The 20,479-nt window shown below is 74.3% G+C and carries 17 protein-coding genes; 7 read left to right on the top strand and 10 right to left on the bottom strand.

Annotation, left to right across the window (positions count from 1 at the left end; genetic code table 11):
* Positions 1 to 3: 3 nt before the first annotated feature.
* Entirely contained in the window at positions 4 to 2,415 is a 2,412-nt protein-coding gene (locus CXR04_RS24575) for an AfsR/SARP family transcriptional regulator (RefSeq protein ID WP_101426575.1), read from the bottom strand.
* Positions 2,416 to 2,548: 133 nt separating this feature from the next.
* Here CXR04_RS24575 and CXR04_RS24570 point away from each other — a divergent pair, with 133 nt between their 5' ends.
* Positions 2,549 to 3,463 (top strand): alpha/beta fold hydrolase, encoded by a 915-nt coding sequence (locus CXR04_RS24570; protein ID WP_101424452.1) that lies wholly within the window; start codon positions 2,549 to 2,551, stop codon positions 3,461 to 3,463.
* Here CXR04_RS24570 and CXR04_RS24565 read toward each other — a convergent pair.
* The 6 genes from CXR04_RS24565 to ppgK all read right to left on the bottom strand — a co-directional run bounded on the left by CXR04_RS24565 (position 3,450) and on the right by ppgK (position 11,176).
* Complete coding sequence (locus tag CXR04_RS24565; RefSeq protein WP_101424451.1) at positions 3,450 to 4,160, bottom strand: S1 family peptidase; 711 nt, start codon at positions 4,158 to 4,160, stop codon at positions 3,450 to 3,452. The two genes, CXR04_RS24570 and CXR04_RS24565, sit on opposite strands and share 14 nt — an antisense overlap.
* Before the next feature lie 80 nt (positions 4,161 to 4,240).
* On the bottom strand, positions 4,241 to 4,894 hold the full coding sequence (locus CXR04_RS24560) for a response regulator (RefSeq protein ID WP_101424450.1): 654 nt from the start codon (positions 4,892 to 4,894) through the stop codon (positions 4,241 to 4,243).
* Positions 4,895 to 6,220 (bottom strand): sensor histidine kinase, encoded by a 1,326-nt coding sequence (locus tag CXR04_RS24555; RefSeq protein WP_101424449.1) that lies wholly within the window; start codon positions 6,218 to 6,220, stop codon positions 4,895 to 4,897. It lies immediately after the preceding gene.
* 5 nt (positions 6,221 to 6,225) lie between these two features.
* Positions 6,226 to 8,421: an MMPL family transporter gene (locus CXR04_RS24550; RefSeq protein ID WP_101424448.1), complete on the bottom strand. Its 2,196-nt coding sequence runs from the start codon at positions 8,419 to 8,421 to the stop codon at positions 6,226 to 6,228.
* Between the two features lie 148 nt (positions 8,422 to 8,569).
* Positions 8,570 to 10,345, bottom strand: a complete 1,776-nt coding sequence (locus CXR04_RS24545; RefSeq protein ID WP_101424447.1) for a BCCT family transporter — start codon at positions 10,343 to 10,345, stop codon at positions 8,570 to 8,572.
* A gap of 84 nt (positions 10,346 to 10,429) precedes the next feature.
* Positions 10,430 to 11,176 carry a polyphosphate--glucose phosphotransferase gene (gene ppgK, locus CXR04_RS24540; protein WP_101424446.1) on the bottom strand — a complete coding sequence of 249 codons (747 nt, stop codon included), beginning with the start codon at positions 11,174 to 11,176 and terminating at the stop codon, positions 10,430 to 10,432.
* A gap of 276 nt (positions 11,177 to 11,452) precedes the next feature.
* Between ppgK and CXR04_RS24530 the strand changes: the two genes are divergently transcribed.
* Positions 11,453 to 12,454, top strand: coding sequence for a M28 family metallopeptidase (locus CXR04_RS24530; protein ID WP_101424445.1), 1,002 nt, complete (start codon positions 11,453 to 11,455; stop codon positions 12,452 to 12,454).
* 107 nt (positions 12,455 to 12,561) lie between these two features.
* On the opposite strand, the gene CXR04_RS24525 is transcribed toward CXR04_RS24530, so the two are convergent.
* Complete coding sequence (locus CXR04_RS24525; RefSeq protein WP_101424444.1) at positions 12,562 to 13,134, bottom strand: MarR family winged helix-turn-helix transcriptional regulator; 573 nt, start codon at positions 13,132 to 13,134, stop codon at positions 12,562 to 12,564.
* A 109-nt stretch (positions 13,135 to 13,243) separates the two neighbouring features.
* Here CXR04_RS24525 and CXR04_RS24520 point away from each other — a divergent pair, with 109 nt between their 5' ends.
* The gene (locus CXR04_RS24520; protein WP_101424443.1) at positions 13,244 to 13,789 is read left to right on the top strand and encodes a YceI family protein; all 546 of its coding nucleotides are present in this window, start codon (positions 13,244 to 13,246) and stop codon (positions 13,787 to 13,789) included.
* 83 nt (positions 13,790 to 13,872) lie between these two features.
* Here CXR04_RS24520 and panD read toward each other — a convergent pair whose 3' ends face one another.
* A complete protein-coding gene (gene panD / locus CXR04_RS24515) occupies positions 13,873 to 14,292 on the bottom strand; it encodes an aspartate 1-decarboxylase (protein WP_101424442.1) in 420 nt (139 codons plus the stop codon).
* A 210-nt stretch (positions 14,293 to 14,502) separates the two neighbouring features.
* Positions 14,503 to 15,642, bottom strand: coding sequence for a site-2 protease family protein (locus CXR04_RS24510; RefSeq protein ID WP_101424441.1), 1,140 nt, complete (start codon positions 15,640 to 15,642; stop codon positions 14,503 to 14,505).
* Between the two features lie 608 nt (positions 15,643 to 16,250).
* Between CXR04_RS24510 and CXR04_RS24505 the strand changes: the two genes are divergently transcribed.
* From CXR04_RS24505 to CXR04_RS24485, 4 genes are all read left to right on the top strand, one after another.
* On the top strand, positions 16,251 to 16,898 hold the full coding sequence (locus CXR04_RS24505) for a polysaccharide deacetylase family protein (protein WP_234380463.1): 648 nt from the start codon (positions 16,251 to 16,253) through the stop codon (positions 16,896 to 16,898).
* A 337-nt stretch (positions 16,899 to 17,235) separates the two neighbouring features.
* Positions 17,236 to 17,964, top strand: a complete 729-nt coding sequence (locus CXR04_RS24495) for a cupin domain-containing protein (RefSeq protein WP_101424438.1) — start codon at positions 17,236 to 17,238, stop codon at positions 17,962 to 17,964.
* Positions 17,965 to 18,246: 282 nt separating this feature from the next.
* The gene (locus CXR04_RS24490; RefSeq protein WP_101424437.1) at positions 18,247 to 19,593 is read left to right on the top strand and encodes a hypothetical protein; all 1,347 of its coding nucleotides are present in this window, start codon (positions 18,247 to 18,249) and stop codon (positions 19,591 to 19,593) included.
* Positions 19,594 to 19,844: 251 nt separating this feature from the next.
* Entirely contained in the window at positions 19,845 to 20,471 is a 627-nt protein-coding gene (locus CXR04_RS24485) for a restriction endonuclease (RefSeq protein ID WP_234380462.1), read from the top strand.
* Positions 20,472 to 20,479: the final 8 nt, after the last annotated feature.

Below are 20,479 nucleotides of genomic sequence, written 5' to 3'. Positions count from 1 at the left end.
GGGCTACGCGGGCGGTGAGTCGCCTAGTGCGGCGGTGAGCGCGGCGAGGTGATCTGCGACCGGGCCCAGGGTCAGCAGCCCGGTCCCGGCGCCGGCGATCTCGTCCGCCGCGGGGGCGAGGCGGTCGCGGGCGCGGGCCACGGTCTCGCGGTCGCCGAGTTCGACGGCGGCCCGCGCGACGAGGCACCAGACGGCCTCCTGCATCAGATCCCGCGGCGGCTCAGCGATGGCCCGCAGCGCGGTCGCCGCCTCGGCCCGCCGCCTCTCGCCCAGCAGGAGCAGCGGCCGCACCCACGGCTCGTACGGGCCCCAGTCGGCGCCGCCGCCGGCGGACACGGGGAGCCCGCGCCGTAGCCGCAGGCAGAGCAGGGCCAGGGGGAGCAGCCCGCGCTCCAGACCGGGCATCCCGGCCCCGTCGAGGAGCCGGGCGGCGGCACGATAGGCGTCCTCGGCGTCGGAAGGGGCATACGGGGGCGAGGGGCGGGTCCCGGCTTCGGTGGCCGCTTCCGCCTGCACGGGCGAGGCGTCGGCACCCTCGGACCGCCCGGCCACGTCACGGCCGGCGGGCCCGGCCCCGGCGGGGGCCGCCGCGTGCGGGGGCGGGGTGCCGGTCTCGGCGAGGCGGAGGGCCGCGTACCAGCCGGTGAACACCGCGACCAGCGGCAGTTCGTGGCGCTCGGCGAGCCGGTCGGCCGCGGCGGCGTGCTCGTCGGCGCCGGGGAAGTCCGCCAGGGCGGCGCGGGCCTGGAGCCGGATGAGGTGGCCCAGCACCTCGTACGTCACGAGGCCGTGCCGCGCCGACAGCGCGACCAGCTCGGCGCCAATGCCGTCCCGTTCCGCGGCCAGGCCGGTGCGCTCGAAGGTCTGCATGAACACGCCGTTGAGCGCGAACGCCAGCAGCGCCGGATCGTCCAGGCCGCGGGCCAGCCGCTCCGCCTCCCGGGCGGCCTGCGGCCCGCGCGCCGAGCGGGTGCCGCGGGACTCGACGGCGACGGTGGCCAGCAGCCGGGCCCGTACGGCGGCGTGCTCGGCGGGCGGCAGCGCGGCGAGGGCGCGTTCGGCCGCGGCCACCACACGGGCCGCCTGCTCCGGGTCGTCGACACGGGTCCAGACGGCGGGCACGTCGTACGCGCCGATGACCCGGGCGGTCAGCTCCGGGTCACCCGACTCCTCGGCCGCCTCGACGGCCGCCACCCGGTGCCGCCGCGCGGCCTGGAGCCCGCCGCCCCCGGTGACGGCGAGGCTGCGCAGCAGCCCGACGGTCGACTCCAGCCGGGCCCGTGCCCCGCCGGCAACGGCCCGGTCGTACGCGGCCGCGGCCTCGGCCCACACCCGCCGCACCCCTTCCCCCTCACCGCCACCGGCATCCCCGCCGTCCCGCCCGGCACCGGCCCGCTCGCCGAACACGCGGCTGTCGGGACCCGAACCGCCACGGTCGTCTGTGCCACCGCCGCCAACGCCCGGCGCCGGCGCTTCCGCCGCTCCGGCCGGACCACCGCCGTCCGGCACGCCACCGATCCCCTGCCGCCGCCCCTCGGGCTCCACTCCCTCCCCGCCCGCGCCCGCGGAACGCCCTCCAGGACCGCCGCCGGCACCCACCTCCCGCCCGCCGCCCGGCCCCTCCAAGTGGTCCGCCTGCGCCAGGATGTCCGTCTCCAGTCGCCGCAGCGCCGGGCCCGGGTCCACGCCCAACTGCTCGCCCAGCATCGTGCGCGCCCGGCGCAGCACCGCGAGCGCGTCGGCCTGGCGGCCCGCGCGGTACAGGGCCAGCGCCAGCAGCCGCCAGGCGTCCTCGCGCCAGGGGTGCCCGGCCACGTGGGCGTCCAGGTCCGCCGCCGTCTCCGCGGCGCGGCCCAGCGACAGCCGGGCCTCCGCGTGCAACTCGACGGCGTGCAGGCGCAGGTCGGCGAGGCGTGAGCGCTCCGTACGGGCCCAGGGCAGGTCGGCGAACTCCGCGTACGCGGGGCCGCGCCACCAACCCAGCGCCTGATCCAGCCGCGCCACCGCCTCCCCCGGCGGCAAGGCTCCCGCCTCGCCCACCGCCGCCTCGAAGCGCCACGCGTCGACGGAGTCGGGTTCGGCGCGCAGCGCGTACCCCGGGCCCTGCGTGACCAGCAGCCGCGCGGGCGCGCGCGGCGGGCGGCCGGGTTCGAGGGCGCGGCGCAGCGCGGCGACGAAGGTGCGTACCGTGCCCACGGCGTCCGCGGGCGGGTCGGTCCACAGGTCCTCGGCCAGCAGGCCGACGGGGACGACGCGGCGGCGCGCGACGATCAGGCGGGCGAGGACGGCCCGGTGCCGCGGCCCCTTCAGCGCGATCGCGCTGTCCGCGGCGCCACCGGCCCCGTCGCCGGAAGACCCGGCCCCGTCGCCGTCCCAGGCCGTCACCGGCCCCAGTACGCCGAAAAGGACCCGCACCGCCGACCACCTCTCCAGACCCGGCCCGGCCCCGCCCGGGCCCCGCCGGGCGCCACCGTACAGCGCGCTCATCCGCTGCTCATCCGCGCCGCGCACGCTGGGGACAACGATCGGCTACGAAGGGAATCCCCCGATGTCCCCCCGCATCCCCGGCTTCGGCTACCGGCGCGTCACCGTCGCCGACGGCGTCGCCCTCAGCGCCGCCGTCGGCGGCAACCCCGACGGCAGCCCCGTCGTGCTGCTGCACGGCTTCCCGCAGACCCACCTCATGTGGCGGCACGTCGCCGCCCGGCTCGCCGCCGACCACACCGTCATCTGCCCCGACCTGCGAGGCTACGGAGCCAGCGACAAGCCGGCCGAGGCTCCGGGCGGGCCGGGCGGCGCGTACGCGAAGCGCACGATGGCAGAGGACATCGTGGCGCTCGCCCGCGCGCTGGGGTACGAGCGCTTCGCGCTCGCGGGGCACGACCGCGGCGCGCTGGTGGCGTTCCGCGCGGGGCTCGACCACCCGGGCGCGGTGACTCATCTGGCGTGCCTGGACGTGCTGCCGACGCTCGACATGTGGGACGTGATGCACGGGGTGCCGGCCGCGGTCGGCTTCCACCTGTACCTCATGGCGCAACCGCCGGGCCTGCCCGAGGAGATGATCGCCGCCGCCCCGGACGCGTTCTTCGGCCACTTCCTCGACATCTGGTCCGGCGGCGCGGACGCCATCCCGGCCGAGATACGCGCCGCGTATCTCGCCGCGTCCCGCGAAGCGGTGCCGTCGATCGTGGCGGACTACCGCGCCTCCGCGGGCATCGACGTCGAGCACGACACCGCCGACCGCAACGCCGGCAACCGGCTCCGCATGCCGGTCGCGGTCCTCCAGCAGGACTGGGGCGCCGCGCTCGGCTTCGACGCGGCCGCGCGCTGGCGCGCCTGGGCCCCCGGCCTGCGGCACGCCACCGTGACCTGCGGGCACTTCATGGCCGAGGAGGCGCCGGACGAGGTGGCCGCGGCGCTGCGCGACCTCCTCGCCCGTACGCCCGCGGCTACGACAGCGTGAGCCCGTAGGCCGCCAGGATCTCCTTGATGGGCTGGTAGTACGTCACGCCGCCGCTGGTGCAGTTGCCGCTGCTGCCGACGATGATGCCGACCGCCCGGCCGCCGGAGAACGCCGGTCCGCCGGTGTCGCCGGGCTCGGAGCAGATGTTGGAGCGGAACAGCCCGGAGACGGCCCCGCCGGGGAAGTTCACGGTGAGGTTGACCGCCTGGAGCGTGCCGCAGCGGTAGCCGCCGACGCGCCCGTAGTGGCACAGCGACATGCCGGGCGCCGGGTCGGCGGCGCCGGTGATGTCCACCGGGGCGCCGCCGCTGCCCTTGACCTCGCCGGGGTACGACACGGAGGTGTTGGTGTAGCGGACGATGCCGTAGTCGCTGCCGGGGAAGACCGCTCCCGCGGTCGTGCCGACGGACACCCGGCCGCCCTCCGTGTCGACGGCCCACGTGCTGCCGACGTCGGCGCAGTGGCCGGCGATGATGCCGTACGTGGTGCCGCCGCTCACGGCGTTGAAGCCCAGCGTGCAGGCGTACGAGGCCCCGTACAGCGCCTCGCCGCCGCGCACCGCGGTCGCCGCGGCGGGCTGCGGCGGGGCGGACGCCGAGGCGGGCGGGGCGAGCACGGTCAGCAGCGCGCCGAGCACGGCGAGGACGGCGGCGGTGGCGGTGGTGCGTAACGGAGGTGCGGTACGGCGTCGGCTCACGGGTCCCTGCCTTCCGGACGGCGGCGGTCTCGACCGCATTGTGCGCGCGCCGCGCGCAACCAGGAAGGGGTCGGTCCGTCTCAACGGCCCGGCAGCAGGCCGCTCTCCAGGGCGACGACGACCGCGCGCGTACGGTCGCTGACGTCGAGCTTGGCGAAGATGCGCAGCAGGTGCGTCTTCACGGTGGCCTCGCCGATGAACAGGCGCTTGCCGATCTCCGCGTTCGACAGCCCCTCGGCCACGCCCGCCAGCACCTCGGACTCGCGCGGCGTGAGCGTCACCGGGGCCGGGCTGCGCATCTTCGCGACCAGGCGCTGGGCCACGCGGGGCGCGAGGACCGTCTCCCCGCGGGAGGCGGCGTGGATGGCGTCGACCAACTGGGCGCGGGTGGCGTCCTTCAGCAGATAGCCGGTGGCACCGGCCTCGACCGCGCGCTCGATCTCGCTGTCCGTGTCGTACGTGGTGAGGATCAGTACCCGGGTACGCGCCGCTGCCGCGACGATCGCGGCGGTGGCGCCGACGCCGTCGAGCCGCGGCATCCGCAGGTCGAGCAGGGCGACGTCCGGGTCGAGGCGGGCGACGAGGGCGACGGCCTCGCGGCCGTCGCCGGCCTCGCCGACGACCTCGATGCTGGGCTCGGCGGCGAGCAGCGCGACGAGACCGGTGCGCATCACGGTGTGGTCGTCGGCGAGTATGACGCGGAGCGGGGTGGCGGGCGTGGGTTTCTTCGTCATTCAGACCTGTCCGTCCGTGGCGATTCCGGTCGTGCACGTTCCGTCCGTGGAAGTCCCGGCGGGAGCCCCGTCCGGGAGGGTGCCGTCCGCGGTCGGCCCGGCCGCGGGCACGGTGATGAGTATGCGGGTACCGTCACCGGGCGAACTCGTCACGCTCAGCTCGCCGCCGAACTCGGCCAGCCGCCGGCGCATCCCGTCGAGACCGAAGCCCCCGTCCGGCACGGCACCGTCCGGCACGGTGCCCTCCCGCCCGCCGGCGGCGCCCCGCCCCACCGTTCCCGGCACGAAGCCCTTCCCGTCATCGGTGATCTCCAGCTCGACGCCCTCGGGACCCGCCGCCAGCACCACCCCGACCGTCGACGCCTCCGCGTGCTTGCGCACGTTGGCCAGCGACTCCTGTGTGCAGCGCAGCAGCGCGATCCGGGTCGGCTGGTCGCAGTGCACGTCCGGCAGTTCGGCCTCGACCGCGAGCCCGGTGTCCTCCGCGAAGCGGTCCAGCGTGCGGCGCAGCGTGGTGGCGACGGAACCGGCGGCGACACCGCTGCGCGGGGCGGCACCGACGAGGACGCGGGCCTCGGCGAGGTTCTCCCGGGCGGTGCGTTCGATGGACTGCAACTGCTGCGCGCTCTTCTCGGGCTCGGCGGCCAGCCCGGCGCGCGCCGCCTCGGCGAGTACGACGATCGACGCGAAGCCCTGCGCGAGGGTGTCGTGGATCTCCCGTGCGATGCGCTCCCGCTCCTCGGCGGCGCCCTGCCGCTTCTGTGCCTCGGTCAACTGCTCCTCGGCATCGGCCAGCCGGCTGCGCAGCCGGACGCGCTCGTCGCGTGCCGCCACCGCCCGGGGGGTCACCAGCGCCATCACGACGCCGACCGCGTAGACGGCGACGGACGAGGTGGCGTTGGTGGCGAGGCTGTCGACGCTCCAGCCCTGGCGCAGGGAGCCGCCGAGGGTGATCGCGAGGGCGCCGAGGCCACTGTGGACGATGGCGGACCGCGGGGTGTTCGCGAAGATCACGAACTGCGACAGCGTCACGGTGTACAGCACGCCGAAACCGTCGCGGAGCCACGACAGCAGCCCCACCACGACGATCAGCACGACCAGGTAGCCGGACGCGAGCCGCACGGTGTTTCCATGCCCCCGGCGTACGGCTGCGTAGCCGAGGGCGAGCACGGCCAGGAGCGCGAGCGACCCGTACCGGTCGCCGGCCGGGACGTCTCCCAGGAGGGTGGTCAGGGTCAGCAGACCGATGATCGCCCAGGAGAAGACGTCCCAGCCGTGGAGCAGCCAGATCCAGAGGGGGTCGCCGCGCCGTGGCCGAGGGAGCATGCTGGTCAGCGTACGTTCTCGAACGCGGGGGCCACCGGCTCGGGCGGGGCGGGCAGGCGCCGCACCGGGCGCCAGGCCCGTTCGCCGAGGAGCAGCAGGGCCGCGGGCAGCACCATCAGCCGGATCACCACCGCGTCGAGCAGCACGGCGAGTGCCAGGCAGAAGCCCATCTGCTTCATCTCGGTCAGATGCAGTGCGACGAACCCGGAGAACACGGTGACCATGACGACCGCCGCGCTGGTCACGACCTTCGCCGACGCGCTGATGCCTGCGATCACCGCTTCCCGCGCCGGCATCCCCGCGTCCCTGGCCTCCTTGATCCGGCTGACCACGAACACCTGGTAGTCCATCGAGAGACCGAAGAGGATCACGAAGAGGAACAGCGGCACCCGGGAGGCGATCGCGCCCATCGAGTCGAAGTCGAGCAGCCCTTCGGCCCACGTGCCCTGGAAGACGAGGACGAGCGCGCCGAGCGCGGCGGCGGCGGAGAGCAGGTTCAGCACGACGCCGAGCAGCCCGATGACCACCGAGCGGAACGCGATCAGCGTCAGCACGAAGGTGACCAGCAGCAGGGCGCCGACGACCAGGGGCAGCTTGCCGCGCTCGTGCTCGACGTAGTCGACGCCGCGGGCGACGTCGCCGCTGACGGCGGTCTCGACACCGGCCAGTTGCCCGACGGTGGCGGGCAGGTGGTCCTCGCGCAGGTGCGTCAGGGAGTCCTTCGCGGGCTGGGAGTTGGCGAAGTGGGGTACGGAGAGCACGAGCACGCTGGTCCGGCCGTCCGGTGAAGTGCGTACCGCAGGCCCGGCGTCCCGGACGAACAGCGGGTCCGCCGACACCTGCCGGCCCAGCCCGGCCAGCGCCCGCCGTACCTCGGGGGCGCGCTCCGCGGCGGCCTGGGCGACGACCTCGTGCTGCACCTTCAACTCGGGGAAGGCGGCGGTCAGCCGGTCGTACGTCTGCATGGCCGGGATGTCGCGGGAGAAGGTGTCCTTGCCGGGGTCCACGAGCTTCATGCCGAGCGCGGGCACGGCGAGGGCGAGCATGGCCAGCACGGAGACGGCCAGGGTGGCGGCGGGGCGGCGGCGCGCGGGCCGCAGCAGGACGGCGAGGATCCGTCCGTGCTCGGGGCGGTCCCGCCGCGGACGGCGGGCGGCGCGGGCTTCGGCCCGGCGTGCGGCCTTCCGTTCGGTGCGGCGGCCGAGGGTCACGAGCAGCGCGGGCAGCGCCGTCAGGGAGCTGGCGACGGCGACGGCCACGACGAGGATGGTGCCGGTGGCGAGGGAGGAGAAGATGACGTCGGTGGCGAGATAGAGGGTGGCGGTGGAGACGATGACGGCGAGGCCCGAGACGACGATGGCCCGCCCCGCGGTCGCCGCCGCCAGTTCGACGAGGGCGGCGGACGACAGCCGCCCGCCCGCGCGGGCGCGCTCCTCGCGCTCGCGCTTGAGGTAGAAGAGGGTGTAGTCGACGCCGACCGCGAGGCCGATGAGCAGGATCATGTTGGTGCCGACGCCGGGGTCGGGCAGCAGGTGGGAAGCCACCATGGACAGACCGAGCGCCGCGGCGATCGACGTGAGTGCCAGCAGCAGCGGCACGCCGGCCATGACGACGGACCCGAAGACGACGAGCAGCGTGACGAGCGTGACGGGCAGTGCGATGCGCTCGGAGAGCGCCAGGTCCTCGCCCCGCTGGTCGTTGACGCCCTGGCTGATCGCGGGCGAGCCGGTCTCCTCGACGACGACGCCGGGGTGGGCCGCGGCCACCTCTTCCGTCTGCTCCAGCAGCGGCCCGACGTTGTTCTTGCCGTCCAGCTCGGCGCCCTTCAGCACGACCGGCACCCGCAGCGCGTCACCGTCCGCGGAGCGTACGGGCGCGGCGACGGACGCCACTTCCGGCAGCCGCTCCATCCGGTCGGTGACGTCGCGGGCCGCCGCGCGGGCGGCGGCTAGGTCGAGGGAGCGGCCGGATTCGGCGCGGATGAGGACGTGTTCCGTGGGCTTCCGCTGGAGGTCGCCCTCGGTCGCCATCTGCTCGGCGCGGCCGGCCTCGCCGACCCAGAAGTCCTCGGTGGTGGCGGGGTTGCTGCCGACGGCGATGCCGGCGCCGAGGCAGAGTGCGACGAAGACGAACCAGCCGGCGATCGCGCGCCACGGGTGCCGGGCGCTCCAGCGGGCTGTGCGAACGGGGAGATTTCTCATACCGGAAATGCTCGCGATCGCGCCCCTGTCCCCGACAGCCGCGACCGGTGGAACCGGGGGTCCACCGGTCGGTTGACCCCTGCCGGGAATTGCGGCGCGTACGGGCCGGGCTTCCGGCTCGTACGCGCCGGGCCCCGGGCCCCGTTGCTCAGTCCGCGGGCCGACCGTCCTCCGGGCCCGGCGCCGGGCCCCCGTCCCCGCCGTCGCCTTCGCCGTCGCCGCGGTCCCGCCCCGTGCCCCGGCCGCCCCGCAGCCGCCTCGCGAGCCCGCGGATCTGCAGCTCGAACTCCCCGTCGTAGTGCTGGTGTCCGGCCCGTACCGCCGTTTCGATCGCCTGCTCGCCCTCCTCGCCGATGAGGATCAGCTCGTCGTGCCGCAGGTCGCGCATCAGCGCCACGCACAGCATGATCATCACCAGCGTGAACGGCACCGCGACGAGGATCGTGAGGTTCTTCAGCCCGGTCAGCGCGGCGTCCCCGCCGCCCCCGACCAGCAGCATGACGGCGGCGACCGCGCCGGTCAGCACGCCCCAGACCACGATCACCATGCGCGTCGGCTCCAGCGTCCCCTTCTGCGACAGCGCGCCCATCACGATCGACGCGGCATCCGCGCCGGAGACGAAGAAGATGCCGACGAGGACCATCACCAGCAGCGTCGTGACACCGGCGATCGGGTACGCGTTCAGCACCGCGAACAACTGCCCCTCCTGCGTCGACTCCTCGGTGATAGCAGCCCCGTGGGCCTCCTGCTGCATCGCCGTGCCGCCGAGGATGCAGAACCACAGGAGGCTGACCACGCTGGGCACGAGGATCACGCCGCCGACGAACTGCCTGATGGTGCGCCCCCGGCTGATGCGCGCGATGAACATGCCGACGAACGGCGTCCACGAGATCCACCACGCCCAGTAGAAGACCGTCCAGCCGGAAAGCCAGCCGGCGACGTCCGAGCCGCCGCTGGCCTCCGTACGCGCCATCATCTGCGGCAGTTCGGCGAAGAACGACCCGATCGAGGTCGGGATGAGGTCGAGGATCAGGATCGTCGGTCCCGCGATGAAGACGAACACGGCGAGCACGGCGGCGAGCACCATGTTGATGTTCGACAGCCACTGGATGCCCCGCTCGATGCCGGAGACCGCGGAGGCGACGAACGCGGCGGTGAGCACGCCGATCACGAGGATCAGCAGCCCCTCGCCGACTTCCTCGGACGTCCAGCCGACTTCCTTGACACCGCTGCCGATCTGCAGCGCGCCGAGCCCGAGCGAGGCGGCGGAGCCGAAGAGGGTGGCGAAGATGGCGAGGATGTCGATGACCTTGCCGACGCCGCCGTTGGCGTGCCGCGGGCCGATGAGCGGGGTGAAGACGGCGCTGATGGTCTGCCGGCGGTTGCGGCGGAAGACGCTGTACGCCATGGCGAGGCCGACGGCGGCGTAGATGGCCCAGGGGTGCAGCGTCCAGTGGAAGAGGGTGGTCGCCATCGCGACCTCCATCCGCGAGGGGGCACCGGCGCTGGCGGAGACGGTGTCGGGCGGCGGGGTGGCGAAGTGCGCCAGGGGCTCGTTCACGCCGTAGAACATCAGGCCGATGCCCATGCCGGCGCTGAACATCATCGCGACCCACGACACCGTGCGGAACTCCGGCGGCTCGCCCTCCCGGCCGAGGGTGATGCGGCCGTAGCGGCTGAAGGCCAGCCACAGCGCGAAGATCACGAAGCCGGAGGCGGCGAGCACGAAGGCCCATCCGCCGTAGTGCATCGTGTCGTTGAGCAGGGACGTGGAGACGTCCTCCAGGGAGTCCGTCGCCACCGCGCCCCAGATCACGAACGCCAGCGTCAGCGCGGCGGCGACGCCGAAGACCACCGCGTCTGTACGCGGTGAGCGCCCCGGTGGGCCGCCGTCCGCGGGCGTCTCCACCCGTTCGTCGAGCACGTGCGGTCACCTTCTTCCTACGCTCCGTGTGCAGAACCCACTCACCATAGGGGAGAGCGGCCGGAGCGCCAGGGACCGGCGGCGTCAGCGCGCGGCTGCGGCGGCGGCCATCGCGGCGCCGACGATGCCCGCGTTGTTCTGCAGTTCGGCGGGGACGACGTCGGCGCGGATGCCGGTGATGTCGTCGAGGAACTTGTCCGCCTTGCGGCTCACGCCGCCGCCGATGACGAACAGTTCGGGCGTGAAGAGCATCTCCAGATGGGCGAGATAGCGCTGCACCCGGTGGGCCCAGTGCTTCCAGCTCAGGTCCTTGTCCTCGCGCTCCTTGGCGGAGGCGCGCTTCTCCGCCTCGTGGCCGTGCAGTTCCAGGTGGCCCAGCTCGGTGTTGGGGACGAGCCGGCCGCCGGTGAAGACGGCGCTGCCGATGCCGGTGCCGAAGGTCAGCACGATGACGGTGCCGGTACGGCCGCGGGCGGCGCCGAAGGTCAGTTCGGCGATCCCGGCGGCGTCGGCGTCGTTGACGATGTGGACGGGGCGGCCGAGGCGGTTGCCGAGGAGGGCGGCGGCGTCGACGCCGACCCAGCTCTTGTCGACGTTGGCGGCGGTGCGCACGACGCCGTCGGTGACGACTCCGGGGAAGGTGACGCCGACCGGGCCCTCGTGCCCGGCGAAGTACTCGACGACCGCGGCGACGCCGTCGGCGACGGCGTCGGGGGGCGAGGGGTGCGGGGTGAGCACCTTGTGCCGCTCCTCCGCGAGGGTGCCCGTGTCCAGGTCGGCCGGGGCGCCCTTGATGCCCGAGCCGCCGATGTCGACTCCCATGATGTTCATAGCCAGAGACGATACGGGGACGGGGGCCCGGCGCCGGTCAGGACGGTCGGCGGGGTCGTACGAACCGGGGCGGGCGGCGGCGCGGGGGCCGGCCCGGCGGCGTACGACGGGCGCGGGAGCGGGTGCGGGACCGGGCGCGACTGCGTACGACGGCGGGTGGCCGCGTACACCACCTGTCCGATAACCGGTTTTGCGCGACCGAATGGGTTCTTGACGCGGCCTCAACAGCTCCGCCAGCCTCATGTGCACGACAATCCCCCACCGTTGGGAGCACCCATGCCCCTCCGTCGTGCACGCCTCAGGTCGCGGCCGGCCGCCGCGCTCCTCGCCGGCGGGCTGCTGACCGCGCTGCTCGTGCCGGTCGCGGTCGCCGCCGAACCCGCGGCGCAGCCCGCGTCCGGCAGCGCAACCGCCGCCCCCGCGGCGCGCGTCGCGCCCGAGCAGGCGCCGGACATACCCGTCGCGAACGTCAAGGCGCACCTGTCGCAGTTCCAGTCCATCGCCGCCGCCAACGGCGGCAACCGCGCCCACGGCCGCCCCGGCTACCGGGCCTCGCTCGACTACGTGAAGGGCAAGCTGGACGCCGCCGGATTCACCACCAGGATCCAGCAGTTCAGCGCCGGCGGCGGCACCGGCTACAACCTCATCGCCGACTGGCCGGGCGGCGACGCGAACCAGGTCCTCATGGCCGGCGCGCACCTCGACTCGGTCTCCTCGGGAGCCGGCATCAACGACAACGGCACCGGCTCCGCCGCCGTTCTGGAGACCGCGCTGGCCGTCGCCCGGTCCGGCTACCAGCCGCGCGAGCACCTGCGCTTCGCCTGGTGGGGCGCGGAGGAACTGGGTCTGGTCGGCTCGCGGTACTACGTCAGCAACCTGCCGGCCGCCGACCGCGCCGCGCTCTCCGGCTACCTGAACTTCGACATGATCGGCTCGCCCAACCCCGGGTACTTCGTCTACGACGACGACCCGCAGATCGAGAAGGTCTTCAAGGACTACTACGCCGGCCTCGGCGTCCCCACCGAGATCGAGACCGAGGGTGACGGCCGGTCCGACCACGCGGCGTTCAAGAGCGCGGGCGTGCCGGTCGGCGGGCTGTTCACGGGCGCGAGCCGGACGAAGTCGGCGGCGCAGGCGGCGAAGTGGGGCGGCACGGCCGGCCAGGCATTCGACCGGTGCTACCACTCCTCGTGCGACACCACGTCGAACGTGAACGACACGGCACTGAACCGGAACAGCGACGCGCTCGCGCACGCGGTGTGGACGCTCTCCGAGTAAGGCGTACGCACCCTGCCCGCTCCGCTCCGGTGGACATGGTCCCCGGCGGCGGGGCGGGCACCCGCGCGGCGGCCTGCACCGCGGCGGGCGGGACGTACCGGCGGGCGTCAGGCTTCCGTGACGGCTTCCCGCGCCTTGTCCGCGGCGTCGCCCGCGGTGGCCTCACCGACGCCCTCCGCCTGATCCTCCGCGTCCTCTCCGTCCTCGGCCCGCGCCTGCGCGCAGATCGGCCGCAGCCCCTCCTTCACCGCGCCGCTGATCTCGCCGAGCTTCTGCTGCTGCTCGGGCGTGAGCACGTCGAAGAGGTGCTTGCGCACCTCCGTCACGTGCGCCGGAGCCGCCGCCTCCAGCACGCCGAATCCGGCGTCGGTGAGCTGCGCCACGGATCCGCGGCGGTCGGCGTCGGTGGTGCAGCGGGAGACGTACCCCGCCTTCTCCAAGGCCGCCACCGCATGCGACAGCCGGCTGCGCGAGGAGCGGCACAGCTCGGCGAGCTGGCTCATGCGCAGGCTGCGCCCGGGGGCCTCGGAGAGGTGCACCAGGATCTCGTAGTACGCCACGGGCATCCCGGAATCGCGCCGCAACTGGCGGTCCAGATGCGCGTTGAAGTCACGGACCGCGTCCATGAAGAGGCGCCATATCCGCTGTTCGTCCTCGGTGAGCCAGCGTACGTCGTTCATGTGTCCAGCATACCTATAGTTGAGTCCTCAACCAGAGAGTGCTAGAGTTTTGGGTGAAAGTTCAACCACTTGCCCAGTGGTGGGCACCGCTACGGAAGAGGCATTCCCCATGACTACTCACGCCGACCGGATTCCCGCTTACGAGACCGGCACCTGGACGATCGACCCGGTGCACTCCGACGTCTCCTTCGTCGTCCGGCACCTGGGCGTCACGCGGGTCCGCGGCACGTTCGACCATGTCGAGGGCACCATCGTGACCCACGAGGACCCGCTGCAGTCCGAGGTCAACGCGGTCATCCAGACCACCTCGGTCAACACGCGGAACGACATGCGCGACGACCACGTACGCACGGCGGACTTCCTGGACGTGGAGACGTACCCCGAGATGACCTTCAAGTCCACCGGGATCCGCGAGAAGGACGGCGTCTACCTGATCGACGGCGACCTGTCCCTGCGCGGCGTGACCCGCCCCGTGACCCTGGAGACCGAGGTCGGCGGCTTCGCACCGGGCCAGCAGGAGGGCAGCATGGTCGTCGGGTTCTCCGCGAGCACGGAGATCAGCCGCTCCGACTACGGCGTGACCGGCGGCGCGGCCGGCGCCGCGGTGAGCGACAAGATCAAGATCACGCTGGACATCGAGGCGGGCCGTTCCTGAGGCCACGCGCACAACGGCGGGCGGCCTCGGCGCCGCCCGCTGTGCCCGACACGGTGCGGGGCGACCCCGCCGGTGACTTCCGCTCAGTCGCCGGCCACGGAGTCGCCCCGCACCGTTGCCGTACCGGGCAGCGCCTCGGCCGGGTCCGAGCCGTGCCGGACGGGGCGGTTGTCGCCGTCCACGAAGACGATCCGCGGCAGCATCGCCTTCGCCTCCGCGTCTGCCACCGTCGCGTAGCTGATGACGATCACCAGGTCGCCGGGGCTGACCAGCCGGGCCGCCGCGCCGTTGATGCCGATCACGCCGCTGCCGCGGGGGCCGGGGATGACGTAGGTGGTGAGCCGGGCGCCGTTGTCGATGTCCACGACGTCGACCTGCTCGCCGGCCAGCAGGTCCGCGGCCTCCATGAGGTCCTCGTCGACGGTGAGGGACCCGACGTAGTGCAGGTCGGCCTGGGTCACGGTGGCGCGGTGGATCTTGGACTTCAGCATCGTCCGGAACACGTGCGGCCTCGCCTGCGGTCAGGGGGTACGGGAGCGACGCCAGGGTAACCGCGCCGCCGCGCCGCACCGGTCCCGCGGCCGGCGAACTGTGAGCGACACCACCGCAGGGCCCCGCACGGCCATGGCGTACACGGTCGTGGCGTACACGGCCATGGCGTACACGGCCATGGCGTGCACGGTCGTGGCGTACGAGGAGTCGGCGGCCCGCGGTCAGGGGCCCTGTCTCGCGCGGGGGGTGGTCTCGGCCAGGTACCTGACCGTCCGGCTGATGTCGGACAGCGACAGGATCCCGACAAGCCTGCCCTCCTCGGTGACCAGGACGCGGTGCTCGGGCCCCGGCGACATGCGGGGCAGCAGATCGGCCAGGGAGTCGTCCGGCCCTACGACGATGAGCTGCGCCAGCGGCACCATCACCTCGCCCACGGACACCGTCCCGCCGTGGTCGGGCCGCACGTGCCTGGCGCCGCGCAGCGTCACCAGGCCGACCGGCTCCCCGTCCCTGCCGAGGACCGGGAACGCCGAGTGCCGGTACATCGGGTCGTCCAGCAGGTGCGCGACGTCCAGGGTCGCCGCCACGACGACCGGATCCGCCGTCATGGCGTTCCGTACGGGGACACCGGAGAGCACGCCCCGCAACTGCGCCTGCCGGCTCTCGGCGGTGGCCGCCCCGATGAGGAACCAGCCGATCAGCGCCAGCCAGAGGCCGCTGAACCCGCCGCCCCTCAGGAACCACACGAACCCCAGCACGATGAGCAGCCAGCCCAGCGCACGGCCCGCCGCGGTGGCCCCCGCGGTCGCCCGCAGCCGGTCTCCCGTACGCCACCACAGCAGCGCGCGCAGCAGCCGCCCGCCGTCCAGCGGCGCGGCGGGCAGGGAGTTGAAGACGGCGAGCAGCAGGTTGATGCCCGCCAGCCAGCCCATCACCTGCACCACGAGCTCCGGCGCGGATGCGTGGTGGAGGAGCCAGGTGGCCAGCGCGAAGATTCCGCCCAGCACCAGGCTGACCAGGGGGCCGATCCCCGCGATCCGCAGTTCCGCCCCCGGGCTCGACGCCTCCGACTTCAGCCGGGCCACGCCGCCCAGCAGCCAGAGCACGATGTCGTCAGCGTCGACGCCGTTGCGCCGCGCGACGACGGCGTGCGCCAGCTCGTGGGCGAGGAGGGAGCCGAAGAAGACCACGGCGGCCACCAGGCCCGCAGCCCAGTACAGCGCCCGGGGACGGCCCGGATCGGAGTCCGGGAGCTGGCCCTGCGCGAGGCCGACCAGGATGATGCCGAAGATCAGGACTACGCTCCAGTGGACCCCGATCCGGATCCCGGCGATGCGCCCCAGCGTGAACGTCGCCCGCACGGCGTCTCTCCTCAGCTCGCGTTCGGCGCGGGGACGGTCCGGCGGGCCCTCGTGACGGCCGCGCTCCCGGCTCCGGCGCCGTTGTCAACGCTTCCAGTGAAGCCCGGTCCGGGCCCCGGCACGCTGTGGAAGGGGCCCGACCTGGGCCATTCGGCGTAGTGGGCGGGCCGTGTCCGCTCCGGCGGCCCGCCGTCAGCGGCCGGGTCGTGGCCCGTAGACCATCGCCGTACGACGTTCGCGCGGGCGGCCCGCGCGGCGGGACGAGACGCACAAGACGCCCCCGTTGCTACCGCGTTCCGGGTCTCCCCGCCACTCGCCGGGGCCCGATCCGGTGCTTCGCCGCGGCGCCCCGTGTCGCTGACCGGCTCTGGCTCCGCCTTGTGAGACCAGTTGGTCATGAAATATGACAAATACCCCACGCGGGGGTCCCCCGGCGCACCGCGCTCTGCCTGGGCCTGCTCGGCGCGTACCAGCTCGCCCTCGCCCCCGACGCGCACGCCCCCAGGTCGGGGACGGCGGCCGCCCGGACGGGACTGGCGGACGGCAAGCCGCTCAGCCGGGCCTCGTACGGGCTGCGCCCGGCCGGCGCCCGCGCCGGCACCGCACCGATGACGACGTCCGGCGGGATGGCCCGTATCACGGGACCGACCCGGCCGGTCGGGGTACGCGCGGCACCGCACACCACGCTCCGGGAGACCGGCAAAAAGATCGCGCTCACCTTCGACGACGGCCCGCACGCGACGCAGACGCCGGAGATCCTGCGGATCCTGCGCCGCCACGGGGCGCGCGCGACGTTCTTCGTCATCGGCGAGAACATCCCCTGGAACCGCGACGTGCTGCGCCGGATCGCCGCCGAGGGCCACGTCGTCGGCAACCACTCCTACACCCACCCGCAGCTCGACCTGATCAGCACGCCGCGGGTGCGCGACGAACTGGAGCAGACCTGCGAGCTGGTGGCGAAGGAGCTGGGTGCGCCGCCGCGGGTGGCGCGGGCGCCGTACGGGATGTGGCACGGGCCGAGCCTGGAGATCTGCGCGCAACTGCAGATGGAGCCCTTCCAGTGGGACATCGACACGCTCGACTGGGACCACCGCGACCAGGCGTTCATCGAGAGCAGGGTGCTCAGGAAGGCGCACGCGGGTGCGATCGTGCTGGCGCACGACGGCGGGGGCAACAGGTGGGCGACGGTACGGGCGTTGGAGTACTACCTGCCGCGACTGCTGGACGAGGGATACACGCTGGTACAGCCGGCGTAGCCACGAAAGCCCGCCGCCTGACCACTCCCGACACCCCGCACACCCGGCACACCCGGCACACCCGGCACACCCGGCACACCCGGCACACCCGGCACACCCGGCACACCCAGTGCACCCAGTGCACCCAGTGCACACAGCACCGGGCACACACAGAACATCCGGAACATCCCCCGCATACCCCCCGCACACCCGCCCAAGGGTAGGCCGCGCCCCCGACAGAAGCGCCCGCCGGCGGCGCGCCCGCGGGCCCGCCTCCCGTTGGCGTGGCGCGGCCGGGCGGCAGATCCGGCGGTTCGGGGGGCTGGTTCGTAGAAAGCGCTTGCGTCATGCTGGTGGCATGGCCGATCCCGCACTCCCGCCCCTTCCCGGCGGCGTCAGCGTCTCCCGGCTCCGCGTCTACGACTGGCAGGCCCCCGACGGCCTCCGCGGCGGCACCCCGCATCTGCACCTCGCCTGCACCGAGGCGTACGTCGTCCTCGGCGGCCACGGCGCGGTGCAGACGCTGACCGCCTCCGGGTACGCCGAGACCGAGCTGGTCGAGGACGCCGTCGTCTGGTTCACGCCCGGCACCATCCACCGGCTCGTCAACGCCGACGGCCGGCTCGACATCCTCGTCCTCATGCAGAACGCCGGACTGCCCGAGGCCGGCGACGCCGTCTTCCCCTTCCCGTCGGACGTCCTGCACGACGACGCCGCCTACGCCCGCGCCGCCGCGCTCGACCCGGCGGAGCCGGAGAAGTCCGCGCAGGCGCGCCGCGACCTGGCGCTGGCCGGCTTCGCCGAACTGGCCGGGGCCGCACGGGCGGGCGACCCGGCGCCGCTGGAGGCGTTCCACACGCGGGCGGTGGAGCTGGTACGGCCGCACCTGGACAACTGGCGCGAGCGCTGGGAACGGGGTCCGGCCGCCGCCGCGGCGGCGACGGAGGCGCACCTGACCGCGCTCCGCACGGACGGCGCCCACCTGCGGACGGCGTCGGTGCAGCGGACGGGGGCGGAGTCGCGGTACGGGATGTGCGGCCGGCTCCAGGCGTGCGACCTGGACGGCGCGGTGACGATCGGCACGTAACGGCGGAACAAAACCGCCGCCATCACAAGGCCGCCAGCCCCCATCCCACGTCCCCCGCACACCCCGCCCTAAGGTAGGCGCCCCCTCTGACACCGCGGTCACACCGACCGGCTCCCCAGCCCATCCGACGCCCGCCCATCCGACGTTCGCCCACCTGGCGCCCGCCGATCGGCGGGCGCCAGGTCCGCCGGTCCGCCCGTACGAGACCGCCCCCGCGGCAACGGCCGGAACCCGGGTGGCGTCCGGGTGGCGCCCGCCCACGCCGCGAGAAGAATGTCAGGTATGCACCGCTTCCTGGCCCCGCTCCTCGTCCTGCTCGCCGCGCTCCTCACGGCGCCCCCCGCGCACGCCCAGGACCCCGTAGGCGACGCCGCCGAGGCGCTGCGCGACCGCCCCGTCTACGTCCACCCCGACGTCCGGGGCGAGATGTCCGTCGACCGGGCCAACGCACTCGCCGCCCGGATCAAGGACGAGGACAGCCCCGTCTTCGTCGCCGTACTCCCCGCGGACTCGGGCGCCGCCGCCCGCGACGTGCTGCAGAACCTCCGCTCCCGTACCGGCATCGCCGGCGTCTACGCCGTCCGCCTCGGCAACGGCTTCGGCGCCGCCGCCGACGCCCGCGTGCTGTCCGCCCGTGCCGTCGACAACCTCCGCCGCGCCGCCGTCGGCGCCCACCCCGGCGACGCCACCGACCAGCTCGTCACCTTCGCCGACGACGCCGCCGGGCAGGCCGGCGGCAGCGCGCCCTCCGGCTGGGGCGACAGCACCGGCATCGGCGGTACCGGGGCCCTCACGGTCGGCGTCGTGCTCCTGCTGGTCGTCGGCGGCGTCCTGTTCGTCCGGCAGCGGGCCAGGCTGCGGGACGCGGAGCGGGCCAGGGCCGAGCTGGCGCGGCTGCGCGCCGTCGTCGACGAGGACATCACCGCGTACGGCGAGGAGATGACCCGTATCGCCTTCGACCCCGCCGACCCGGTGGCGGACGACGCAATGCGCGCGGACTACCAGAAGGCGCTCGACGCGTACGAAAAGGCCAAGTCCCGGATGGACGCGGCCGGCGGCCCCCGCGACGTACGCGGCGTGACGGAGGCGCTTGCGGAGGGGCGGTTCGCACTGACGACCCTGGAGGCCCGCCGCACCGGCGCCGCCCTCCCCGAGCGCCGCCCCCCGTGCTTCTTCGACCCCCGTCACGGCCCCTCGACCGCCGACGTGGAGTGGACACCGCCGGGCTCCGCCTCGCGCACCGTACCGGCGTGCACCGCGGACGCGAACCTGCTGGCCGCCGGCGAGGAGCCGATGATCCGCACGGTCGACACCGCCCGCGGCCCGCAGCCGTACTGGAACGCAGGCCCGGCGTACGCCCCCTGGGCGGGCGGCTACTTCGGCGGCGGCCTCCTCCCGGGGCTGCTGGTGGGCACGATGCTGGGGCAGGCGGTGTACGCCGCGGGCGGCTGGGCGACGGCGGACGGCATGGGCGAGGGCGGCTACGCGGGCGGGGACCACACCGGCGCCGACTTCGACCCCGGCGACTTCGACGGCGGCTTCGGCGGGGGCCACTTCGGCGGCGGAGGCTTCGGAGACGGGGGCTTCGGCGGCGGGGGGCTCGGGGACGGCGGCTTCGGCGGCTTCTGAGCACGGCGGGACGGCGGGACGGCAGCTCCGGCCCCTCCGAGCACGACCGGACGGCCCGTACCCGAAGCGGACGAACGGCAGCCGTCCGGGACTGGCCGAGTCGCGCCCTTCACGACCGGTGCCGCGTTCCTCACACTACGTCACAGCACCGACAACCGATCTGGGGGCGGGCGATGGCGGCACGACGACCACGGCGCACGGCCGCACGGCGGCGGCACGCGGCCCGCCTCAAGGCCGCCTTATCCGGCGGCGTGCTCCTGCCGGCGTTGCTCGTCCTGTACTGGTCCACGCTCTGGCCGTACGTCCTCGGCGCCCTCGCCGCCACGACGCTCGCGGCAACGGCCTTCTGGCTCCGGCGCACCGACCGCGTACTCCGGCGCGGCGACCGCCAGTGGCGCGCCCACGACCGGATCAGCGCCGGCCGCCGTACCCTCCCCGAGATCGACGCCATGTCCGGCGAGGAGTTCGAAGAGCACGTCGCACACCTGCTCCGCCGGGACGGCTGCACCGACGTACGCCGCGTCGGCCGGTCCGGCGACCACGGCGTCGACGTCATGGCCCGCCTCCCCGACGGCCGGCTGCTCATCACGCAGTGCAAGCGGTACGCGCCCAGCCGCCGGATCGCCGAACGCGACATGCGCGACCTGCTCGGCGCCAGGACCCACACCCGCGCCGACGTCGCCGTCTTCGTCACCACCGCCGGCTTCAGCGGGCCGTCGCTTGCGTACGCGCAGCAGAACGGCCTGATCGCCGTCCACCGCGACTACCTGGGCACCTGGAACAACGGGGCCACCCTCGAAGCCCTCGGCCGCGTCAACGGCGCCGGCCAGGGCGACCGAAGGCACCGCCGCCGCTGGAAGCACACCTACGGCCCCTGAGGCGGACC

Origin of the sequence: Streptomyces sp. CMB-StM0423, from assembly GCF_002847285.1 — a bacterium.
In the GTDB taxonomy this organism is placed as follows: Bacteria; Actinomycetota; Actinomycetes; order Streptomycetales; family Streptomycetaceae; genus Streptomyces.
This window is presented reverse-complemented; position numbering and strand designations above follow the sequence as displayed.

Excerpts from the sequence above, each read along its gene's own strand:
- CXR04_RS24570 (WP_101424452.1), top strand. The coding sequence starts at position 2,549 with ATGTCCCCCCGCATCCCCGGCTTCGGCTACCGGCGCGTCACCGTCGCC.
- CXR04_RS24560 (WP_101424450.1), bottom strand. The coding sequence starts at position 4,894 with ATGACGAAGAAACCCACGCCCGCCACCCCGCTCCGCGTCATACTCGCC.
- CXR04_RS24555 (WP_101424449.1), bottom strand. The coding sequence starts at position 6,220 with ATGCTCCCTCGGCCACGGCGCGGCGACCCCCTCTGGATCTGGCTGCTC.
- CXR04_RS24550 (WP_101424448.1), bottom strand. The coding sequence starts at position 8,421 with ATGAGAAATCTCCCCGTTCGCACAGCCCGCTGGAGCGCCCGGCACCCG.
- ppgK (WP_101424446.1), bottom strand. The coding sequence starts at position 11,176 with ATGAACATCATGGGAGTCGACATCGGCGGCTCGGGCATCAAGGGCGCC.
- CXR04_RS24530 (WP_101424445.1), top strand. The coding sequence starts at position 11,453 with ATGCCCCTCCGTCGTGCACGCCTCAGGTCGCGGCCGGCCGCCGCGCTC.
- CXR04_RS24525 (WP_101424444.1), bottom strand. The coding sequence starts at position 13,134 with ATGAACGACGTACGCTGGCTCACCGAGGACGAACAGCGGATATGGCGC.
- CXR04_RS24520 (WP_101424443.1), top strand. The coding sequence starts at position 13,244 with ATGACTACTCACGCCGACCGGATTCCCGCTTACGAGACCGGCACCTGG.
- CXR04_RS24505 (WP_234380463.1), top strand. The coding sequence starts at position 16,251 with ATGACGACGTCCGGCGGGATGGCCCGTATCACGGGACCGACCCGGCCG.
- CXR04_RS24495 (WP_101424438.1), top strand. The coding sequence starts at position 17,236 with ATGGCCGATCCCGCACTCCCGCCCCTTCCCGGCGGCGTCAGCGTCTCC.
- CXR04_RS24490 (WP_101424437.1), top strand. The coding sequence starts at position 18,247 with ATGCACCGCTTCCTGGCCCCGCTCCTCGTCCTGCTCGCCGCGCTCCTC.